The sequence below is a fragment of the Rhodococcus sp. MSC1_016 genome, assembly GCF_023667485.2.
Lineage (GTDB): Bacteria > Actinomycetota > Actinomycetes > Mycobacteriales > Mycobacteriaceae > Rhodococcus_F > Rhodococcus_F oxybenzonivorans.
Map to the genome: position 1 here is coordinate 2,700,846 of NZ_JAMOZI020000001.1, position 19,970 is coordinate 2,720,815.

15 protein-coding genes and 1 tRNA gene are annotated in these 19,970 nt (G+C 65.9%); 2 read left to right on the forward strand and 14 right to left on the reverse strand.

The window, feature by feature from the left end; all coding sequences use genetic code 11:
- Window positions 1–41 precede the first annotated feature (41 nt).
- Together L1080_RS12440 and L1080_RS12445 are read right to left on the reverse strand one after the other, a co-directional pair.
- The gene (locus tag L1080_RS12440) at window positions 42–1,367 is read right to left on the reverse strand and encodes an ABC transporter substrate-binding protein (protein ID WP_109329397.1); all 1,326 of its coding nucleotides are present in this window, start codon (window positions 1,365–1,367) and stop codon (window positions 42–44) included.
- Window positions 1,368–1,526: 159 nt separating this feature from the next.
- On the reverse strand, window positions 1,527–2,153 hold the full coding sequence (locus L1080_RS12445; RefSeq protein ID WP_250774337.1) for an ANTAR domain-containing response regulator: 627 nt from the start codon (window positions 2,151–2,153) through the stop codon (window positions 1,527–1,529).
- Between the two features lie 101 nt (window positions 2,154–2,254).
- Between L1080_RS12445 and L1080_RS12450 the strand changes: the two genes are divergently transcribed.
- Window positions 2,255–2,328: transfer RNA gene (locus L1080_RS12450), tRNA-Leu, on the forward strand.
- 117 nt (window positions 2,329–2,445) lie between these two features.
- Here the strand turns inward: L1080_RS12450 and L1080_RS12455 are convergent.
- Complete coding sequence (locus L1080_RS12455) at window positions 2,446–3,258, reverse strand: DUF427 domain-containing protein (protein ID WP_250774336.1); 813 nt, start codon at window positions 3,256–3,258, stop codon at window positions 2,446–2,448.
- A gap of 148 nt (window positions 3,259–3,406) precedes the next feature.
- On the opposite strand from L1080_RS12455, the gene L1080_RS12460 reads away from it, so the two are divergent.
- Window positions 3,407–3,910, forward strand: coding sequence for an SRPBCC family protein (locus tag L1080_RS12460; RefSeq protein WP_159921845.1), 504 nt, complete (start codon window positions 3,407–3,409; stop codon window positions 3,908–3,910).
- Window positions 3,911–4,028: 118 nt separating this feature from the next.
- On the opposite strand, the gene L1080_RS12465 is transcribed toward L1080_RS12460, so the two are convergent.
- The 11 genes from L1080_RS12465 to trpC form a co-directional block, all read right to left on the reverse strand.
- Window positions 4,029–5,816, reverse strand: a complete 1,788-nt coding sequence (locus L1080_RS12465) for an ABC transporter ATP-binding protein/permease (protein ID WP_250774334.1) — start codon at window positions 5,814–5,816, stop codon at window positions 4,029–4,031.
- Window positions 5,817–5,932: 116 nt separating this feature from the next.
- A complete protein-coding gene (locus L1080_RS12470; protein ID WP_109329392.1) occupies window positions 5,933–6,217 on the reverse strand; it encodes a hypothetical protein in 285 nt (94 codons plus the stop codon).
- 52 nt (window positions 6,218–6,269) lie between these two features.
- Window positions 6,270–7,148, reverse strand: coding sequence for an acyl-CoA thioesterase (locus tag L1080_RS12475; RefSeq protein ID WP_159921841.1), 879 nt, complete (start codon window positions 7,146–7,148; stop codon window positions 6,270–6,272).
- Window positions 7,149–8,567 carry a pyruvate kinase gene (gene pyk, locus L1080_RS12480; RefSeq protein WP_159921839.1) on the reverse strand — a complete coding sequence of 473 codons (1,419 nt, stop codon included), beginning with the start codon at window positions 8,565–8,567 and terminating at the stop codon, window positions 7,149–7,151.
- Between the two features lie 37 nt (window positions 8,568–8,604).
- Entirely contained in the window at window positions 8,605–10,107 is a 1,503-nt protein-coding gene (locus L1080_RS12485; RefSeq protein WP_109329389.1) for a glutamate synthase subunit beta, read from the reverse strand.
- Window positions 10,100–14,683, reverse strand: coding sequence for a glutamate synthase large subunit (gene gltB / locus L1080_RS12490; protein WP_250774332.1), 4,584 nt, complete (start codon window positions 14,681–14,683; stop codon window positions 10,100–10,102). Before gltB ends, L1080_RS12485 begins: the two co-directional genes overlap by 8 nt.
- Before the next feature lie 286 nt (window positions 14,684–14,969).
- Window positions 14,970–15,893, reverse strand: a complete 924-nt coding sequence (locus L1080_RS12495) for a TM2 domain-containing protein (protein ID WP_250774330.1) — start codon at window positions 15,891–15,893, stop codon at window positions 14,970–14,972.
- Complete coding sequence (lgt, locus tag L1080_RS12500) at window positions 15,886–16,923, reverse strand: prolipoprotein diacylglyceryl transferase (protein WP_159921835.1); 1,038 nt, start codon at window positions 16,921–16,923, stop codon at window positions 15,886–15,888. Before lgt ends, L1080_RS12495 begins: the two co-directional genes overlap by 8 nt.
- On the reverse strand, window positions 16,920–17,723 hold the full coding sequence (gene trpA, locus L1080_RS12505) for a tryptophan synthase subunit alpha (protein ID WP_159921834.1): 804 nt from the start codon (window positions 17,721–17,723) through the stop codon (window positions 16,920–16,922). Before trpA ends, lgt begins: the two co-directional genes overlap by 4 nt.
- Window positions 17,720–19,042, reverse strand: coding sequence for a tryptophan synthase subunit beta (gene trpB, locus L1080_RS12510; RefSeq protein WP_159921833.1), 1,323 nt, complete (start codon window positions 19,040–19,042; stop codon window positions 17,720–17,722). Before trpB ends, trpA begins: the two co-directional genes overlap by 4 nt.
- 62 nt (window positions 19,043–19,104) lie before the next feature.
- Complete coding sequence (trpC, locus tag L1080_RS12515; RefSeq protein WP_109329383.1) at window positions 19,105–19,914, reverse strand: indole-3-glycerol phosphate synthase TrpC; 810 nt, start codon at window positions 19,912–19,914, stop codon at window positions 19,105–19,107.
- Window positions 19,915–19,970: the final 56 nt, after the last annotated feature.

A 19,970-nucleotide genomic window follows, 5' to 3' on the forward strand; every position in this document is an offset into this window, starting at 1 on the left:
CCACAGTTCGTTGAAACACAGTACGTTTCAGCTGAGAAGGATCACTCCCCCACGACGATGTATCCGTCCGTCGTCAGCTTGTTGTCGGCACCGAACTTCATCTTTCCGTACGAACCGATGGAGGGTTCGCCGGCATCACTGAAGTCGAGTTTGCCGGTGACGCCGTTGTAGTCGATGTCCGTTCCGGCCTGCACGAGCGGCAGGCACTCCTGGTACGACGTGCACGGCGTGCCACCCTCGGTGACGTTGTTGATGTTGGCGGCGATGTCGCGGCCCGCCGTCGACTTCGCCGCCTCCGCAGCCAGCGCGGAGACCACGACGGCGTCGTAAGACTCACCGGCGTAGTTGAAGTCGATCAGCGCACCGTTGATGCCCTTGAGGCGATCCTGGAACGCCGGACCGACGTCGGTGAGCGGAGTGGTGCCCTGCATCCCGTCGAGCAGCGGCGGCGCTACGGCCTCGCCGAGCGCGTTACCCATGTTGCCGTCGACACCGTAGACCTTCATGCCGTCGGATGGGCCGATGCCCACCTCGTGCATACGTGTGATGATCTTGGCCGACTCCTCGAATCCCACTACTGCCACAGCATCCGGGGCGAAGTCCTTGACCTGATCGATCTCCGAGTTGAACGACTGTGCGTTGGGGTCGTAGATGATCTTCTGGATCTGATCTTCCGGAATGCCGGCGTCGGCGAGGTTCTTCACGATGTTGTCGGCGAGCCCGGTGCCGTAGGGATCGTTCAGCGCGAGGACGGACACACGCTGGCCGCCGTCGTCCGAGATGAGCTGCGACACAGCCTGAGCCTGCAACACGTCCGTGGGGGCCGTACGGAAGTACTGCCCCTTGTCGGCATAGCAGACGAACTGGTCGGACGTGTTCGCCGGCGAGAACATCACGACACCCGCGCTGGCCACCTTGTCGATGACCTTGAGCGACACCGAGGACGATGCCGCACCGACGATCACCTGTGTGCCCGCGGCCAATTCGCGGTCGACCGTGGAGTTGGCCGTATCCGTGGTGGTGTCGCCCGAGTCGCCGGGAATCAACTGCACGGGCTGACCGAGCACTCCGCCGGCCGCGTTGACGTCGTTGACACCGAGCTGGGTGCCCGCCACCATCGGCGGCCCGAGGAAGGAGAGGCTACCGGTGTCGGGCAGCAGGGTGCCGATCTTCAGTGGCGCCGTGGACGGTGTCGTTCCGGCCGTCGCCTCTTCGGGGGTGCAGTCGGTGGTCACCGTGGTGGCTGAGGCGGCGGCACCGTCGCCTCCGCTTGCGGACTCGTCGCCACTGTCCGAACTGCAACCTGCGAGTGCGAGGCTCGCCGCGCCGAGAACCGCGGCCGCCCGCACGAGGGTCCGTTTAGCCATCCAAAGTCTCCTTAGATCACCTGTGTACGGACGCCACCCGAGTTGGCGTCCGCTGTGGGATCAGACGCTAGCTGTCCGGCGGCGTTCGCGACCCTCGGCGAACGGCTCGTGACCTTACTGTGACCTTGATGCGGTCAGTGTTTACGCGGCCGTAAAGGGTTACCGGGGCTTCTCGCCGCCGAGAGTCTCGAGGACCACCTGGGCCACCGCTTTCATGGTCGAACGGCGATCCATCGCTGCCCGCTGAATCCACCGGAACGCTTCGGGTTCCGTGAGTGACTGCTTGTCCATCAGCACGCCCTTGGCGCGCTCGACGACCTTGCGTGTCTCGAGCCGTTCGGACAGGTCGGAGATCTCCCGCTCCAGTGCGGTCACTTCCTTGAACCGGCTGGCTGCCAACTCCACGGCGGGCACCAAGTCGGCGACGGAGAACGGTTTGACCAGATACGCCATTGCGCCCGCGTCACGGGCCCGTTCGACCAAGTCTCGCTGACTGAACGCTGTGAGAATAACCACGGGGGCAATACGTTTCGCGGCGATCTCGGACGCCGCATCGATGCCGTCACGCCTCGGCATCTTCACATCCATGATGACGAGGTCGGGTTTCAGCTCGACCGCCAGATCGACCGCAGTCTGCCCGTCACCGGCCTCACCGACCACGTCGTAACCCTCTTCACGCAGCATCTCGACGAGGTCCAGCCTGATCAGCGCCTCGTCTTCGGCCACCACGACCCGTCGCGGCGGGGTCGGCACGCCTTGCGGCTGCGGAGCGTTCATGGTCACCATTCTCCTCTGCTCGGACGACCCCGAAGCCGGGGAGCGAACGGTTAGAGGGTACCGGTGGTTGACTCCCGACGACGATCTTCTACAGTGGTACAGCGCAACACGCCCTCGTATCCCAATTGGCAGAGGAAACGGATTCAAAACCCGTCCAGTGTGAGTTCGAGTCTCACCGAGGGCACTGCCGGACAGTCGCATCAAGTGCAGGTCAGGGTCATCCCTGACCTGCACTTCGCGCAATGGACTACTATCGCACCGTCCGCACCACTGCCTGCGGGCTGCGTATCGCCGCGGACGGCTACGACCACGGGGTGACGGGTCTTATCTGTGCCTTGCCGTCGAGGACGACGTCGACACGTTCCTGATAGAAGCACACCATCCCCGCGATCTGAGCGAGCTCGAGCGGGGGATGTTCATAACTCCACGCGATGTCGACGCCTTTGTCACCGCCTCCCACGAGCGACCAATGTGACGCGTGGCCTTTGTACGCACAGACCGTCGCGGTCGGACTCGGTTCGAGCGCCGCGACGACGTCGGCGCGGGGCAGGTAGTAGCGCGCAGGGAGCACGAATTCGAAGAGGATCAGCGCGCGGGCCGACTCTGCGACGAGTCGGCCGTCGAGTTCGATGCGGATGGGCGTCGAACTCCGCCGCACATCGATTCGGGAGAACGGGTCGTGGGGGTGCCCGAAGATCGGTTCGTCCTCCTCGAGCCAGTCGAAGCCGTCGAAGTCGAGGATGACCATCGAGTCGAGTTCGGCCGGCCGGAACGCCTGCCCGGTGGCGGCACCGGCAGTGACCGTCATCGGCGTCCCTGCGGTCGTGTGGAACCCGAAGGCCGTCCGCGGGTCGATGACCGGTGGGCCGCCCTCTTCCAGCGATACCGGCAGCTCCGAGGCGGCATCGTCGGACGCCTCCGCCAGGGTGCCCGTCACGTCGGAGATCGGCACCGCATAGGACGGGACGACGCGTCGTGGCTCCCACACCAGCACGGCGTCACGCGTGTCGACGACCGTGGCGCCGCCGAGACGCGCACGCACACGCTTGGGAGTCGGCTGGTATCGGAGCTCCTGCCGAGCCTGCATCAAGTGGTCGATCATTCTGACGGCCATCCGCTGTACCTCCTTGTCGACCTGCGTACGCGCGAAGAGAACTGAGCCGCAGGTAGTGGCGGCTTTGTTGTGCCGGAACCCTGTGGTTCGGCGTGTGCCTGCCAGTACCATGGTGGCACGGTTCCGCCCTCGAGCACGGAGGTCACCCATGGATCTCGGCACCGTCAACTTCACGTACGACGGGCGCGTAGCTCTTCGATTCCAGCAAGCGTTGTCGCATTCGCCGGAGAAGGTGTGGCGGGTACTGACGGACCCCCAGTATTTGAAAGTCTGGTTCCCCGCCGACGTCGATTTCGACCTCACCCCCGGCGCGGAACTGGTGTTTCGCGTAACCCCGGAGCAGGTCCGCCGGTTCGGATTACCCGAAGACCACACGACCACCGGCACGGTCATTTCGGTGCACCCGGGCCACATCCTCGAGTATCTGTGGGACGCGGAGACCCTGCATTGGGAGCTGAGTCCCGACGGAAGCGGCGGTTGCTGGTTGACGCTCACGCACACGGTGGAAGAGGAAGACTCCGCCTATGCACACGCCGCGGGCTGGCACGCCGGCCTCGAGGTGGTGGAAGCGCAACTCGACGGCCGCGAGGTGAACTGGTCACCGTGGGATCGGGCCGACGAACTCGCATCGGCCTACCGCAAGGCCAACTGACAGTCCGCCCGGGTGCCGCCGAGACACCCGGGCGGAGCCGTTCAACCCAGCCCCGGGCTGAGCCGTTCAACCCAGCACCCGGGCGGAGCCGTTCAACCCAGCACCCGGGCAAGGCCGCTCAACCCACGAGCGAAGTTTCGGTCCACTGCCCCTCGCCTTCCAGTTCCACTCCGAGCGAGTGGAATTGGTTGAGCGTGCTGCGGTGCCCGACACTGACCACGATGCTGTCCGGCAATTCGGACCGCAGGAGTGTGTAGAGCGTGTGCTCGAGCCCCTCGTCGATCGCCGAGGTGGCCTCGTCGAGGAAGATGACGGCCGGCCGCGCGGTCAGGACCCGCGCGAAAGCCAGCCGCTGCTGCTCTCCCGGGGACAGGATGCGGGTCCAGTCGGCTGTCTCGTCGAGTCGGTCGCCGAGATTGCCGAGCGATACCTTCGACAGCGCCTCACGGAGAGTGCCGTCCGCCGCTGTCGGTTCGCTGGGGTACGCCAGCGCTGTCCGGAGCGAACCGAGCGGCAGATACGGCCGCTGGGACAGGAAGATGGCATCCCCGGATGGTCGCGACACCGTGCCGTCCGCGTAGGGCCACAGATCGGCGAGGGTCCGGAGCAGCGTCGTCTTGCCGGAACCGGACGGACCCTTGACCAACAGCGACTGACCGGGGCCGACGGTGAGATCGAGACCCTCGATGAGCGTCGCTCCGGACGGAGTGCGCACGTCGAGCTTGTCGACGTCGAGTTCGTTCCCGGACTTGCCCGTCTTCAAGATCGGGAGTGCGGCGGCGTGCATGTTGTCGTTGGCCAGACCATTGAGTCGGATGAGGGTGGCGCGGAAACTCGCGAAGTCGTCGTACGACTCGCGGAAGAAGGACAGTGAGTCGTGCACCTGTGAAAACGCCGTCGAGGTCTGCATGACGTCACCGAGTGAGACCTGACCGCTGAACAGCCGCGGCCCCTGAATCAGGAAGGGGAAGATGACCGCTGTCTGGTTCACCGAGAGGTTCCAGCCGTTGAATTTGAGAGTCCGGAAGACGATGTGCCACATGTTGCGGATGACGTGCGCGAACCGGCCTGCCAGCGTTCGCCGCTCGACGTTCTCGCCGCGATAGAACGCGATGCTCTCGCCGTACTCACGGACCCGGATCAAGGCGTAGCGGAAGTTCGCATTGAGCTTCTCGTTGAGGAAGTTCAGCCTGATGAGCGGCTTACCGATCCAGAACGCCACCAGCGTGGTGACGAGAACGTAGACGAAGACGAGGAAGATCATCGCCCGCGGAATCTCGGTGCCGAAGATGGTCATCGGACCGGACAGGTCCCACAGGATCCCGGTGAACGACACGATCGACAGCACCGCCGTGACCGCGCCCATGGACAGCACCCGGGCCGTGGTCACGAAATTGGTGATGTCGGCCTGAATTCGCTGATCGGGGTTGTCGATCGCGTCGTCGAGGAAGCGGTCGCGGTAATAGGCGCGACTGTCGAGCCAGTCGTCCGTGAGGTGGTGGGTGAGCCAGACACGCCAATCGATGTCGAGGGTCTGGCCGATGAGGAACTCGATCAGGGCGCGTACGACGTGGATGGCCGCGAGGAACGCGAACACCCGCAGAAAGTGCCAGAACGCGGTCTCGTCGAGGTTCTGGATCGAGTCGTAGAAGTCGTTGGACCAATAGGAGAACAGTACGTTCATCCGCACGGCGAACACGGTGAACAGCAGGAGGACCGCGAGGATCACCAGCGGCTTGGGACTACGCCGCGGATTGAAATACGCCGCCGCGAAACGCCAGAACTGCCTGCCCCACTTGGTGAATCGGGCCAGCAGCACGACGACGACGACAAAGACGACGGCAGTCATCACGTAGGCCTTCAACAGCCATACAGTGCTGTCCCACACCACGTTGTTCCAGTCCACGACCCAGGTCCCCGATCACGAGATGAAGCTCAGGAGAAAAGATGGCGAAGTCTAACCCTGGTTCGGCGTGATCGGCGAGAGAAACGTGAACGACACGTCCGTCGTCGCCCGGAAAGTTACCCGTCTTGTGCAGGTTCCTGCTTTTCTTCGGTGTCTGGATCTCGGTCCCGATACTCTTCCTTGAGGTTGCCCTCGTCGTCGACATAGTCGTCGAAGGCGGTGCCGGAGACCGTGCCCCCGGAGCCGGGGAGCACGACCGTCTCCCTGGCTCCCGGATCGTACCGAGCGTCGATTTCTTCGGCCTTCTTCTTGGCCTTCTCGATCGCTTCGTCGTCGGGACGGGGCACTTCGCCCTCGGTCTGCTCGCCAGTGTTCTTCTGCTCGGTGTCGTCTGCGCTCATGGTGCACGTCCGTTCCGTCGGAGATCCGGAATCGACGATACGCCCCGAACCGTCACTTCCTGGGCGGGAAATGACGAATCAGCCCTTCCTGCACCACGGTGGCGAGCAGTTCGCCCTCGAGCGAGAAGAAGCGCCCGGTCGCAAGCCCTCGTGAACCGGCGGCCACCGGCGACTCGGTGGCATAGAGCGCCCAGTCGTCGAACCGGAACGGGCGATGAAACCACATCGAATGATTGACCGTGGCCGCCACGATCCGGTCGAGGCCCCACGACAACCCGTGCGTGGTGATGATCGAATCGAGCACCGTGGTGTCCGACGAGTAACCCATGACGGCGACGTGGATCAGCGGATCGTCCGGAAGATCGCCGTCCGCCCTCATCCACACCCGGTTGTGGGTGAGCTTCTCCCCCGTACCCTTCATGATCCAGGACGGGTCGTTCGCATACCGCATGTCGATCGGCTTCAGGGCGTTGACGAACATCTTCAGCCGGTCCTCGTAACCGAGAAAATGATCACCCAGGGGCGGAAGTGTCTCCGGGAACGGAACATCGGGAACCGCGACCGCGTGTTCGAGTCCCTGGCCCCAGTCCTGGAACGCCGCAAGCATCACGAACAGTTCCTGACCGTTTTGCAGGGCGGTGACCTGCCGGTTGGCGAAGGCTCGGCCGTCGCGGTGCCGATCGACGCGATACTCGATCGGTTCCTTCACGTCACCACCGCGAATGAAGTGGGCGTTGACCGCGTGCACCGCCCGTTCACCGGAGACGGTGCGGCCGGCGGCGACCAGAGCCTGCGAGATCAACTGGCCGCCGAACGTCCGGCTGCCCACCTGCGCGGGATGCCGACCTCGATAGGTGTCCTCCCCGATTTTCTCCAGATCGAGGAGTTCGAGAAGAGTCTCGAGATCGGTCTTCGCCGCGACTTCGCTCACCTAGTGGTCCTCTTCACCGATTCTGTGGACGTGGATCAGGTTGGTCGATCCTACGGTGCCGGGCGGCGAACCTGCCACGATGATGACCAGTTCACCCTTCTGGTAACGGCCGAGGCCCAGGAGTGCGTGGTCGACCTGACGGACCATCGCGTCGGTGCTCTCGACGGGGTCGACGAGGAACGTCTCCGTGCCCCAGGTCAGCGAGAGCTGGCTGCGCACCTCCGGGAGCGGGGTGAACGCGAGCAACGGCAGCGGGGTGTGCAAGCGAGCGAGTCGCCGCACCGTGTCGCCGGACTGGGTGAAGGCAACGAGCGCCTTCGCGTCGAGTCGCTCACCGATGTCGCGGGCGGCGTAGGAGATGACGCCCCGCTTGGTGCGCGGAACGTGGGTCAGCGGAGGCACCCGGGTCGACTCTCCCTCCACGGCCTCGACGATGCGGGCCATGGTGCGCACTGTCTCCATCACGTACTTGCCCACCGAGGTTTCCCCGGAGAGCATGACCGCGTCGGCACCGTCGAGAACCGCGTTGGCCACGTCGGACGCCTCGGCTCGCGTCGGGCGCGAGTTCTCGATCATCGACTCGAGCATCTGCGTGGCAACGATGACCGGCTTCGCGTTCTCGCGGGCGATCTGGATGGCCCGCTTCTGCACGAGCGGGACCTGCTCGAGCGGAAGTTCCACGCCAAGGTCACCACGCGCGACCATGACCGCGTCGAACGCGAGGACGACGGCCTCGAGGTTGTCGATGGCCTCCGGCTTCTCGAGCTTCGCGATGACCGGGATGCGGCGACCGACGCGATCCATGACCGCGTGCACCAACTCCACGTCGGCAGGTGAACGCACGAACGAGAGGGCGATGAAATCGACACCGAGGTTCAGCGCGAACTCGAGGTCGGCGATGTCCTTCTCCGATAGCGCGGGCACCGACACGTTCATCCCCGGCAGGGACACACCCTTGTTGTTGCTGACCGGGCCACCCTCGGTGACACGACACACCACGTCGTTGCCCTCGACGCCGGTGACGACGAGACCGACCTTGCCGTCGTCGACGAGAAGTCGGTCACCCGCCTTGGCGTCCTCCGCGAGCTGCTTGTACGTGGTCGACACCCGGTCGTGCGTGCCGTCGACCTCGTCCACGGTGATCCGGACGAGCTCACCGTTGGCCCAGGTGGTGCGCTCTTCGGCGAACCGGCCGAGCCGAATCTTGGGCCCCTGGAGGTCGGCGAGGACTCCGACCGCCTTTCCCGTCGCATCCGATGCGGCTCGGACGCGGTTGTAATTTTCCTCGTGGTCGGAGTGTTCCCCGTGGCTGAAGTTCAGCCGGGCCACATCCATACCGCTTTCGACGAGTTCGCGAATACGGTCACCGGTGGCGGTAGCAGGTCCAAGAGTGCATACGATCTTCGTCCGTCGGTTCACGGCCTGAAGCCTAGTCGTCCCGCCCGTCCATCTCCATTTAGACTACGGCCAGCGGAAGCGCCGTCGGATGCACCGGCGAGGGGAGGTCGGACGCCCCTGTGAGGTACGCATCGACGGCATGCGCGGCGGACCTGCCTTCGGCGATCGCCCACACGATGAGCGAGGCACCGCGATGCGCGTCGCCGCACACGAACACTCCCGGTGCGGTGGTCTGCCAGTCGGGACCACAGGACAGCACGCCCCGACGGGTGGGGCTCAAACCGTAGTCGTCGAGCAGCGGACCGAGGTCGACGCCCTCGAAACCGATCGCGAAAAGCGCCAATCCGCAGGGTAATTCGATTTCCTCCCCCACCGGGGTGATGATGCGCTTGCCGTCCTCCCTCGACACCCGGACCTCCGCGAGCACCATGGCCCTGACGTTTCCGTTCTCGTCACCGAGGAACCGTTGCACCGCAACCTGATATCGGCGGACGCCGCCTTCCGCGTGGGCCGGCGACGTGCGCAGCACCATCGGCGAGGCCGGCCACGGAGTCACGGACTCGTCCCGCTCGCTCGGCAACTCAGGGCGGTAGTCCAACTGGGTCACCGACAGCGCTCCCTGCCGATGCGCCGTTCCGAGGCAATCCGCGCCGGTGTCACCGCCACCGATGATGACGACGTGCTTGCCCTTCGCGGTGATCGACGCAGGGCCGTCACCCTCGCACTCCTTGTTGGACGTCACCAGGTGCTCCATTGCGAGATGGATGCCGCCCAACTCCCGGCCCTCCACCGTCGTGTTGTCGCGGGCACGCAGGGCGCCGATGGCGAGGACCACCGCATCGAAGTTGGTCCGCAACTGGTCCACGGTGAGATCGACACCCACCTCGCAATCGGTGACGAAATGTGTTCCCTCCGCGCGCATCTGGACCAGCCGCTGATCGAGAACCGACTTCTCCATCTTGAACTCGGGGATGCCGTAGCGAAGGAGTCCCCCGAGCCGGTCGTCGCGCTCGTAGACGGTGACATCGTGTCCGGCGCGGGTGAGCTGCTGGGCGGCCGCGAGCCCGGCCGGACCGGAACCGACCACCGCGACCTTCTTTCCCGTAGCGATCATTGGCGGTTTAGGCTCCACCGTTCCGGACTCCCAGGCGACGTCGGCGATCGTCTGCTCGATCCGCTTGATGGTTACGCTGCCGGTCGTGTGGGTATCGGCGAGCGAGAGCACACACGCCGATTCACACGGCGCCGGGCACAACCTGCCGGTGAACTCCGGGAAGTTGTTGGTGGCATGCAGACGCTCGCTCGCCGCCGACCAGCGGCCGCGGCGCACGAGATCGTTCCATTCCGGAATCAGATTGCCCAGCGGGCAGCCCGCACTTCCCGAGTGGCAGAACGGGATACCGCAGTCCATGCACCGGGTGGCCTGCTCGGCTACCTCGGCGTTGCGCTCCTCGGGACTGAGTGGACTGGTGACCTCGTGCCAGTCGTGCACCCTTTCCGCAATGGGTCGCTTGGGTGCTTCCTTCTTGGGGATGTGCAGGAAACCATGCGGATCAGCCACGAGCCGCCTCCATGATTGCGGTGTCCACGTCGAGCCCCTCGGCGCGGGCCAGCCGAGTGGCCTCGAGAACCCGCTGATAGTCCACCGGCATCACCTTGGTGAACAGCGCAGACCGCCGGGGCCAATCGGCGAGCATCGAAGCCGCGACGGTGGAGCCGGTCCAGTGCAGATGGTCGCTGACGGTACGGCACAGCCAGTCGAGGTCCTCGGGGTCGGGTGTCAGCAGGGTGACCATGGCCGGATTGACGTCGGCGGGATCGAGGTCGAGCACATACGCGATCCCGCCCGACATTCCGGCCGCCAGGTTCCGTCCGGTGGGACCGAGGACGACGACCCGTCCGCCCGTCATGTACTCGCACCCGTGATCGCCCACGCCCTCGACCACGGCGGTCGCTCCGGAATTGCGCACCGAGAACCGTTCGCCGGCCCGTCCGCGGAGGAACAGTTCACCGGAGGTCGCACCGTAGAGCAGTGTGTTGCCGGCGATCACCTGAGTCTCCGGGACGAACAGGACGTCGGCGGCCGGTCGCACCACGATTCGCCCGCCCGACAGCCCCTTCCCGACATAGTCGTTGGCGTCGCCGGTGAGGTCGATGGTGATGCCCGGCGGCAGGAACGCACCAAGTGATTGACCCGCCGAGCCGGTGAAGGTGAGCCGGATGGTGTCGTCGGGCAGCCCGCCCGCACCGTAACGACGGGTGACCTCGGCCCCGAGCAGCGTCCCGACCGTCCGATTCACATTGCGCACGGGCATCTCGATCTCGACCGGATGCGCGTCTTCGAGGGCACCTTCGGCCAGCTGGATGAGCGTGCGGTCCAGCGCCCGGTCCAGGGCATGGTATTGGTCGGTCACCTTGCGCCGCTGGGTGAGCGGGGTCCCGTCGGGGCCCTTCGGCAACGCGAAGATCGGCGAGAGGTCGAGTCCGCGGCTCTTCCAGTGCGCGATTCCCTCGGCCGTCTCGAGCATGTCCGCGTGCCCCACCGCCTCGTCGATGCTGCGGAAGCCGAGACGCGCCAGGTGCTGCCGCACGTCCTCGGCGATGAAGCGGAAGAACTCCTCGACGAACTCGGGCTTGCCGGTGTACCGCTTACGCAATTCGGGGTTCTGAGTGGCCACTCCCACCGGGCAGGTGTCGAGGTGGCACACACGCATCATGATGCACCCTGCCACGATCAACGGCGCCGTCGAGAAGCCGAACTCCTCCGCCCCGAGCAGCGCAGCGACGACGACATCCTTCGCGGTACGCATGCCGCCGTCGCACTGAACGGTGATCCGATCGCGCAGACCGTTGAGCACGAGTGTCTGCTGCGCATCGGCCAGTCCGATCTCCCACGGCGTACCCGCGTGCTTCATCGACGTGAGCGGAGTCGCGCCGGTGCCGCCGTCGTTGCCCGAGATGAGGACCACGTCCGCGTGCGCTTTGCTGACACCGGCCGCCACCGTCCCCACACCCACCGAACTGACCAGCTTCACATGGACACGGGCCTGGTCGTTGGCGTTCTTGAGGTCGTGGATCAGCTGTGCGAGGTCCTCGATCGAGTAGATGTCATGGTGCGGCGGAGGTGAAATCAACCCCACGCCCGGAGTCGAATGCCGGGTCTCCGCCACCCATGGGTACACCTTGTAAGCGGGCAACTGCCCGCCCTCGCCCGGCTTGGCGCCCTGGGCCATCTTGATCTGGATGTCGCTGGCGTTGACCAGGTAATCACTGGTGACGCCGAATCTTCCGCTCGCCACCTGCTTCACGGCGCTGCGACGGGACGGGTCGTAGAGGCGGTCGACGTTCTCCCCGCCCTCCCCGGAGTTGGATCGCCCACCGAGATTGTTCATGGCCACGGCCATCGTCTCGTGCGCCTCGGCGGAGATGGACCCATAGCTCATCGCGCCTGTGTTGAAACGAGTGACGATCCGCTCCGCCGGCTCCACCTCCTCGAGCGGCACCGGAGGCCGGAGGCCCTCCCGGAAGCTGAAGAGGCCGCGCAGTGCACCTCCCGCCGCGGCGAGCCTGTTCACCTCGTCGCTGTACTGGGCGAAAACCTCATGCCTGCCGGTGCGGGTGGCGTGCTGGAGGAGAAACACGGTCTCGGGCGTGAACAAGTGCAGTTCGCCGTCGCGGCGGAACTGGTACTCGCCGCCGTGGGCAAGCCGGCGGTGCGCGTACTCGGTGGGATTGTCGGGGTAGGCCTGCCGGTGCCGGAGCAGCACTTCCCGCGCGATCTCGTCGAGTCCCACGCCACCGAGTTTGCTGGTGGTCCCCCGGAAATACTCGTCGACGAGGCCGCGGTCGAGGCCGAGTGCCTCGAAAGCCTGGGCGGCGGTGTACGAACCAACTGTCGAGATGCCCATCTTCGACATCACCTTCAGCACACCCTTGCCGAGTGCCGTCAAATAGTTGCGCACCGCGATCGTGTGATCGACTCCCGTCAGCTCGCCCTCGGACACCAGATCCTCGATCGACTCCATCGCGAGGTATGGATTGACCGCGGCCGCTCCGTAGCCGATGAGCAGCGCCAGATGATGCACTTCGCGCGCGTCGCCGGACTCGACGACCAGCGCCACCTTCGTTCGTTCCTTGGTGCGGATCAGGTGGTGATGCACTGCGCCCACGGCCAGCAACGACGGGATGGGTGCGCGGGTGTGGTCGGAGTCGCGGTCCGAGATCACCAGTGTCCGGTATCCCTGCGCGATCGCAGCGCTCGCCTGGGTGCGCAGTTCTTCCAGCGCATCGGCCATGCCCGCACCGCCGCGCTCCACCTCGTAGAGACCGCGCAGAACGGTCGCCGCCAGACCGGGGTGGTTGCCGTCCGCGTTCACATTGATGATCTTGTTCAGGTCGTCGTTGTCGAGCACTGGCCACGGCAGCACTATCTGACGACACGACGCCGCAGTGGGCTCGAGCAGATTCTGTTCCGGACCCATGACCCGGGACAGCGACGTCACGATCTCTTCGCGAATGGCGTCGAGCGGCGGATTGGTCACCTGGGCGAACAGTTCGACGAAATAGTCGTACAGCAGCCGCGACCGGGCGGACAGCACAGCGATGGGGGTGTCGGTTCCCATCGAGCCAAGCGGCTCCCCGCCGGACGCCGCCATCGGCGACAACAGGATCCGCAGATCTTCCTCGGTGTAGCCGAACGCCACCTGTCGCCGGACCACCGACTCGTGGTTGTTCTGGGCGTGCGGTCGCTCGGGCAGCGTCCTCAGGTCGAGCAACCCTGCATAGAGCCACTCGGCGTACGGCTTCTCGGCTGCCAGCCGCGACTTGATCTCGTCGTCGGGAACGATACGTCCCTCCGACGTGTCGACCAGGAACATGCGCCCCGGCTCGAGGCGCCCCTTCGCCACGACCTCGTCCTGGGGCACGTCGAGGACTCCGCTCTCGCTCGCCAGGATCACCCGCCCGTCGACGGTCTGCCACCAGCGGCCGGGCCGCAGACCGTTACGGTCCAGCACTGCCCCTACGACGGTTCCGTCGGTGAACGTCACACACGCCGGCCCGTCCCAGGCCTCCATCAACGAAGCGTGGAACTGGTAGAAAGCGCGCCGGTCGGGACACATCCTCGTGTCGTTCTCCCACGCCTCGGGCACCATCATCATCACCGCATGGGGCACGCTGCGTCCCGCGAGATGCAGCAGCTCGAGCACCTCGTCGAACGAGGCAGAGTCCGACGCCTCGGGTGTGCAGATGGGGTACAACCGCCGGAGGTCGCCTGGGATGGCGGCACTCGACAGCATCGCCTCCCGCGCCCGCATCCGATTCCGGTTGCCTCGAACGGTGTTGATTTCCCCGTTGTGCGCCACGAAGCGGAACGGGTGCGCAAGCGGCCAGGACGGGAACGTGTTGGTGGAAAACCTGCTGTGCACCACCGCGAGCGCACTCATCATGCGGGAATCCCGCAGGTCCACGTAGTAGAGAGGCAGCTGGGGAACGGTCAGCATGCCCTTGTAGACGATGGTGCGGCTCGACAGCGACGGGAAGTAGACGCCCGATCCGCTCGACTCGACCTCCGGAGTGCTCTGCTCGGCGCGCTTGCGCAACGGGTAGACGAGGCGATCGAGGTCGAGACCACTGGGCCGCCGTCCGCCGGTCGGCGGCGCCGCGACGAACAGCTGACTCATGTGCGGCTCGCATCCGCGTGCCGTAGCCCCGAGGTCGGCGCCCTGCGAATCGATCGGCACGTCCCGCCACCCGAGGATGTCGAGCCCCTCCTCGTCGGCGAGGTCCTCGATCCGCTTCCGGGCCGTCGATCGCGCCTCCGGGTCGCGAGGAAGGAAGCAGAAACCCGCGGCGTAGGTACTACTTCCGTCCGGGGCCGGCGAAGGAAGGTCGAAATCGACGACCTCCTCGAAGAGCTCGGTGGGCAGCTGCACCAGTATTCCGGCACCGTCTCCGCTGTTCGTCTCGGCGCCGGCAGCGCCGCGATGCTCGAGGTTGTCCAGAGCGACGAGACCATCCGCGACGATGGAGTGCGAACGGCGGCCGTGCACGTTCACCACCATGGCGACACCGCACGAATCGACTTCGCGATCCGGGTCATAGAGACCTTGCGGACCAGGCGACTGAGAGAACAGCACCGATATACCTCCACATCGGCCGAGGGGACCACCGGTGGCGCTTGCGCGTCCCTGCCGGCGGCCTCCGCTAGCGGGGTCGCCACGACGGGCGCTAACTGCATTTTCGGGGGTCTACCGGGACAGCCTCGGCCCGTGAAGGTTGTTACCGGACATACATCCGGCGCGCTCAGCTTACCAGCACCGATAAGCGTCGGATATGCCGATTTCCGGACAGGACAGCGCTGTGACCCCCGTCGCACGAGCAACAGGGGCCACAGCGGTGGAATCGAGCGGCGACGCTACGTCGTCACTGGTCCCGGAGGGGTCGTCCGTACTTGTCCTTCACGCTGCCCGTCAGCATCATGATGCCGTCGATCAGCGGCCAGAGCCCGCCTAATCCGCACGTCAGCCAGGTGACGGCGATCTGCGCGACCGCGATGCCGGGCTGGTTCAGGTAGAACCGTCCGACACCGAAGGCACCCAGGAAAATTTGCAGGAGTCCCGCGGTGAGCTTCGACTTGTCGGAGTACGGCTCACCGCTGACCGGGTGCCGGCCGAACGGCGCAGACGGATCGACGTAGGCGTTGTACCCGACCGGGGCATATCCGGGCTGCGGGTATCCCTGCTGGCCGTACCCCTGCTGGCCATACTGCTGTCCGGGATTCTGCTGGCCGTAATTCTGCTGGCCGTAGTCCGGCTGACCGTAACTCTGGGGTGCGGCACCCTGCTGACCGTAACCGGCCTGCGGGTAGCCGGGCTGCTGATAGTCCTGCCCGGACTGCGGCGACGTCCCGTACTGCGCGTTGTAGTAAGGATCGGGGGTGCCGTACATCGGGCCGTCCGCAGGCTGCTGCGGCTTGTCGTAACCGGTGTACGGGGCGGTCGGCGGCGGGGTGTCGCCCACATTAGGCAGTGCGGTGGTGGGTTCGGTTCCACTCGGCGACGGGTAGGTGGGAGTCGAACCCCAGCCGGGACCATTGCCGACCCCGGAGTAGGTGTCCCATCCGGGCCCGGTTCCCGACGACGCCGGTGAGGGCGTTGCGTCCGAGGTGGCGGGTGGCTGCGACAGCGATGCCTCGGCGGTGGCGTCGTAATCGAAGGGCGAACCGAACTCGGGCGGAAGGCTCGACTCACCGCTTCCGCTCTTCTTCCCCAGATCCACCCGCTGGGTGTCGTCGCCGGAGGTGTCGGCCTTGGCGGAATCGTCGGATGCTTTCCCCGGATCAGTCATTCGCGTCATCCTTCTTACTGTCGGTGGTCGTCGTGCCCGCATCGGTGCCGGCACTCGCAGTACTCACAGCCTTGTCGTCACCCGCAGGCTTGTCTTTCTCCCCGTTGTCCTGTTCGGTCGTCTCCTGATTGGGCGTCCCCTGTTCCGCCGCGACAGGATGATGCGGTTGCAACTCCGCCGGGTCTTCCCGGCCCTTGGTCGCGGCGAAGACATACACCACCGCTGCGACGAAGACGATCGCCGATGTGAACGAGTTGACGCGGACGCCGGCGATGAGGCTGGCGTGATCGCTGCGCATCAGCTCGATCCAGAACCGACCCGCGCAGTACCCGGCCACATACAGGGCGAAGAGGCGGCCGTGCCCGATACGGAAGCGGCGGTCCACCCACACCAGCAGGATCACGATCAGCACGTTCCACAGCGCTTCGTACAGGAAGGTGGGGTGCACCACGAAAGCGACCTGCCCGGTGGAGACACCGTCGATCAACTCGGGGTGCACCTGCCCGGCGTCGTTGCGGCGCTCGAAGATCTCGAGCCCCCACGCCACGTCGGTTTCCCGTCCGTACAGTTCCTGGTTGAAGTAGTTGCCGATTCGTCCGATCGCCTGGGCCAGCAAGATGGGAGGCGCTACCGCGTCACCGAGCGCAGGCAGCGGTATCCCACGCCTGCGACAGCCGATCCACGCGCCGACGCCGCCGAGCGCCACCGCGCCCCAGATACCGAGCCCGCCCTGCCAGATCTTCAGGGCGTCGACGGGATCCCCGCCCTCCCCGAAGTAGGTGGGCCAGTCGGTCAGGACGTGATACAGCCGGCCACCGATCAACCCGAACGGCACCGCCCAGATGGCGATGTCGAGCACGGTGCCCTTCTCGCCGCCGCGGGCGACCCAGCGGCGGTCGCCCCAGAAGATCGCGACGACGATGCCGACAATGATGAACAGCGCGTACGCGCGCAGGGCCAGTGGGCCGACGTACCAGACGCCCTGAGGCGGACTCGGAATATACGCCAGCACGTCCACAGTGGAAGTCACGACGCCACGGTAGCGGAGCGAACGCCCTCGGCGAGTTCCCTCGTCAGCGAGCGCACAGCGTCGAGCCCGGATTCGACCGCGGTGACGAGGGCAGACCCGACGATGACTGCATCCGCGTAGGCGGCGATCTCGGCGGCCTGCGCCCCCGAACGGACACCCAGACCGACACCCACCGGAATGTCGGAATGGGCGCGGATGCGCGCGGTCAACTCGGGCGCCATCGACGACACCGCGTCACGCGCGCCGGTCACCCCCATCGTCGACGCCGCGTACACGAATCCGCTGCTCGCCTTCAGGGTCATCGCCAGTCGTTCTTCGGTCGACGACGGGGCAACAAGGAAGATCCGGTCGAGGTCGTGTTCCTTCGACGCCGTGATCCACTCGCCGGCCTCCTCGGGGATCAGGTTCGGCGTGATGAGTCCGAGGCCGCCGGCGTTTGCGAGGTCACGGGCGAACCGGTCGACACCGTACTGCAGAACCGGATTCCAGTACGTCATCACCACGGCCTTGCCGCCCACCGACGCGATCTGCTCGATGATCGTGAACACGTCACGCACCTTGACGCCGTTGCTCAGCGCCTTCTCGGCGGCCGCCTGAATGGTGGGTCCATCCATCACCGGGTCCGAGTAGGCGATACCGACCTCGACGATGTCACAGCCCGAGTCGACCATGGCCTTGAAGACGTCGATGGATTCGGGGACGGTGGGGTACCCGGCGGGTAGGTATCCGACGAGAGCGGCACGCTTTTCCTCACGGCACTGCGCGAATGTCGGGGCGAGGCGCGAGAGTCGTTCGCTCACTTGGCCGAACCTTCCTTGTCGGTGGTCGTGGGGGTTTCGGTGGCGGCGTCGGGGTCGAAGAGCCCGAACCACTTGGCCGCCGTGTCCATGTCTTTGTCGCCGCGCCCGGAGAGGCTGACGACGATGATCGCGCCCTCCCCCAGCTCACGGCCGAGTCGCAACGATCCTGCGACGGCGTGCGCTGATTCGATGGCCGGGATGATTCCCTCACGCTCGGACAGCAGGCGCAGGGCATCCATGGCCTCCGTGTCGGTGACGGGCTCGTAGGTGGCGCGGCCGATGTCCTTGAGCAGGGCGTGCTCAGGTCCGACGCCGGGATAGTCGAGACCAGCCGAGATGGAATGCGATTCGATGGTCTGCCCGTCCTCGTCCTGCAGCAGATACGAGTACGCACCCTGGAAGGCGCCCGGGGTGCCGGCCGCGAAGGTCGCGGCGTGGCGCCCCGTCTCGACTCCGTCACCGGCAGCCTCGTACCCGACCAGCCGCACCCCGGGGTCGTCGAGGAAGGCGTGGAAGATTCCGATGGCGTTGGACCCACCACCGACACACGCGGTGACCGCGTCGGGCAGCCTGCCCGTGAGCGCCTGCACCTGCGCCCGCGCCTCGAGCCCGACGACACGCTGGAAGTCGCGGACGATGGTCGGGAAGGGATGCGGTCCGGCCGCGGTGCCGAAGCAGTAGTACGTGTTGTGGGCGTTGGTCACCCAGTCCCGCAGCGCCTCGTTGATGGCGTCCTTGAGCGTCCGGGAGCCGGACTCCACCGAAACCACCGACGAACCGAGCAACCGCATACGGGCCACGTTCAGCGCCTGCCGCTCGGTGTCGACCGCGCCCATGTAGATGACGCACTCGAGCCCGAACAGTGCACACGCCGTCGCCGTGGCCACACCGTGCTGACCGGCACCGGTCTCCGCGATGATGCGGGTCTTGCCCATCTGCTTGGCGAGCAGCACCTGACCGAGCACGTTGTTGATCTTGTGCGAGCCCGTGTGATTGAGATCTTCGCGCTTGAGAATCAGCCGCGCACCCCCGGCGAATTCACTCATCCGAGTGGCCTCGAAGATGGGCGACGGGCGGCCCGTGTAATCGCGCTGCAACCGATCAAGCTCGGACAGGAAGGTGTCATCCGACCGCGCCTTGTCGTACGCGGCCGTGACCTCCTCGATCACCGCCATCAGAGCCTCGGGCACGTGGCGTCCGCCGTAGACGCCGAAGTGTCCTCCGGAGTCGGGGTCGTGCGACGTGCGTTCGGCGATTCCGGCGCTGGCAGTCGGCAAATCGCCACCCTTGAAGACGGTGTCCTGATTACGTGAAGTCACAGGTCCAGTCTGCCCCAACGCCGGGCACTGCCGCCGTCCGGGTCAATTCGGCCGCAGTCGGTTCAGCGCGACGGCTTGGGGCAGGAGGGGTGCGCCCCGGCATTGACCAGATCGGCCACGGCCTTGCGTGGATCTCCGCTGGTGACGAGGCCTTCGCCGACGAGTACGGCGTCCGCTCCGGCACCCGCGTAGGCGAGGAGGTCGGCGGTACCCCGGACACCGGATTCGGCGATCTTGATGGTTTCGGTGGGCAGTCCGGGTGCGATCTCCCCGAAGGTGTTCTTGTCGACCTCGAGTGTCTTGAGGTTTCGGGCGTTGACGCCGATCACCCTGGCGCCGGCCTCGAGTGCCCGGTTGGCTTCCTCTTCGGTGTGGACCTCGACCAGCGCGGTCATTCCCAGCGACTCGGTGCGGTCGATCAACGACGCCAGCGCATGCTGCTCGAGCGCGGCGACGATGAGCAGGACGACGTCGGCGCCGTGCGCGCGGGCCTCATGGATCTGGTACGGCCCGACGATGAAGTCTTTACGCAGGATCGGGATGCTGACCGCACGCCGGACGGCGTCGAGGTCGGCGAGGGATCCCTGAAAGCGTCGTTCCTCGGTGAGCACGCTGATGACCCGGGCGCCTCCGGCCTCGTAGGCCTTGGCGAGTTCGGCGGGGTCGGTGATCTCGGCGAGCGGGCCCTTCGACGGGCTTGCACGCTTGACCTCGGCGATGACTCCGATGCCAGGCTCGAGCAGAGCAGCCGCAGCGTCGAGCGCAGGCGGTGCGGCAGCCGCGGCGGCCTTGACAGCGGCGAAGTCAAGGACGGCTTCGCGGGCGGCCACATCGGCGCGCACTCCGTCGAGAATCGAGTCGAGAACGGTCATCGTGGCCCGAGTCCTTTCTGGGCAGGAACCCGATGTGAGGAACATCATCAGGAGTG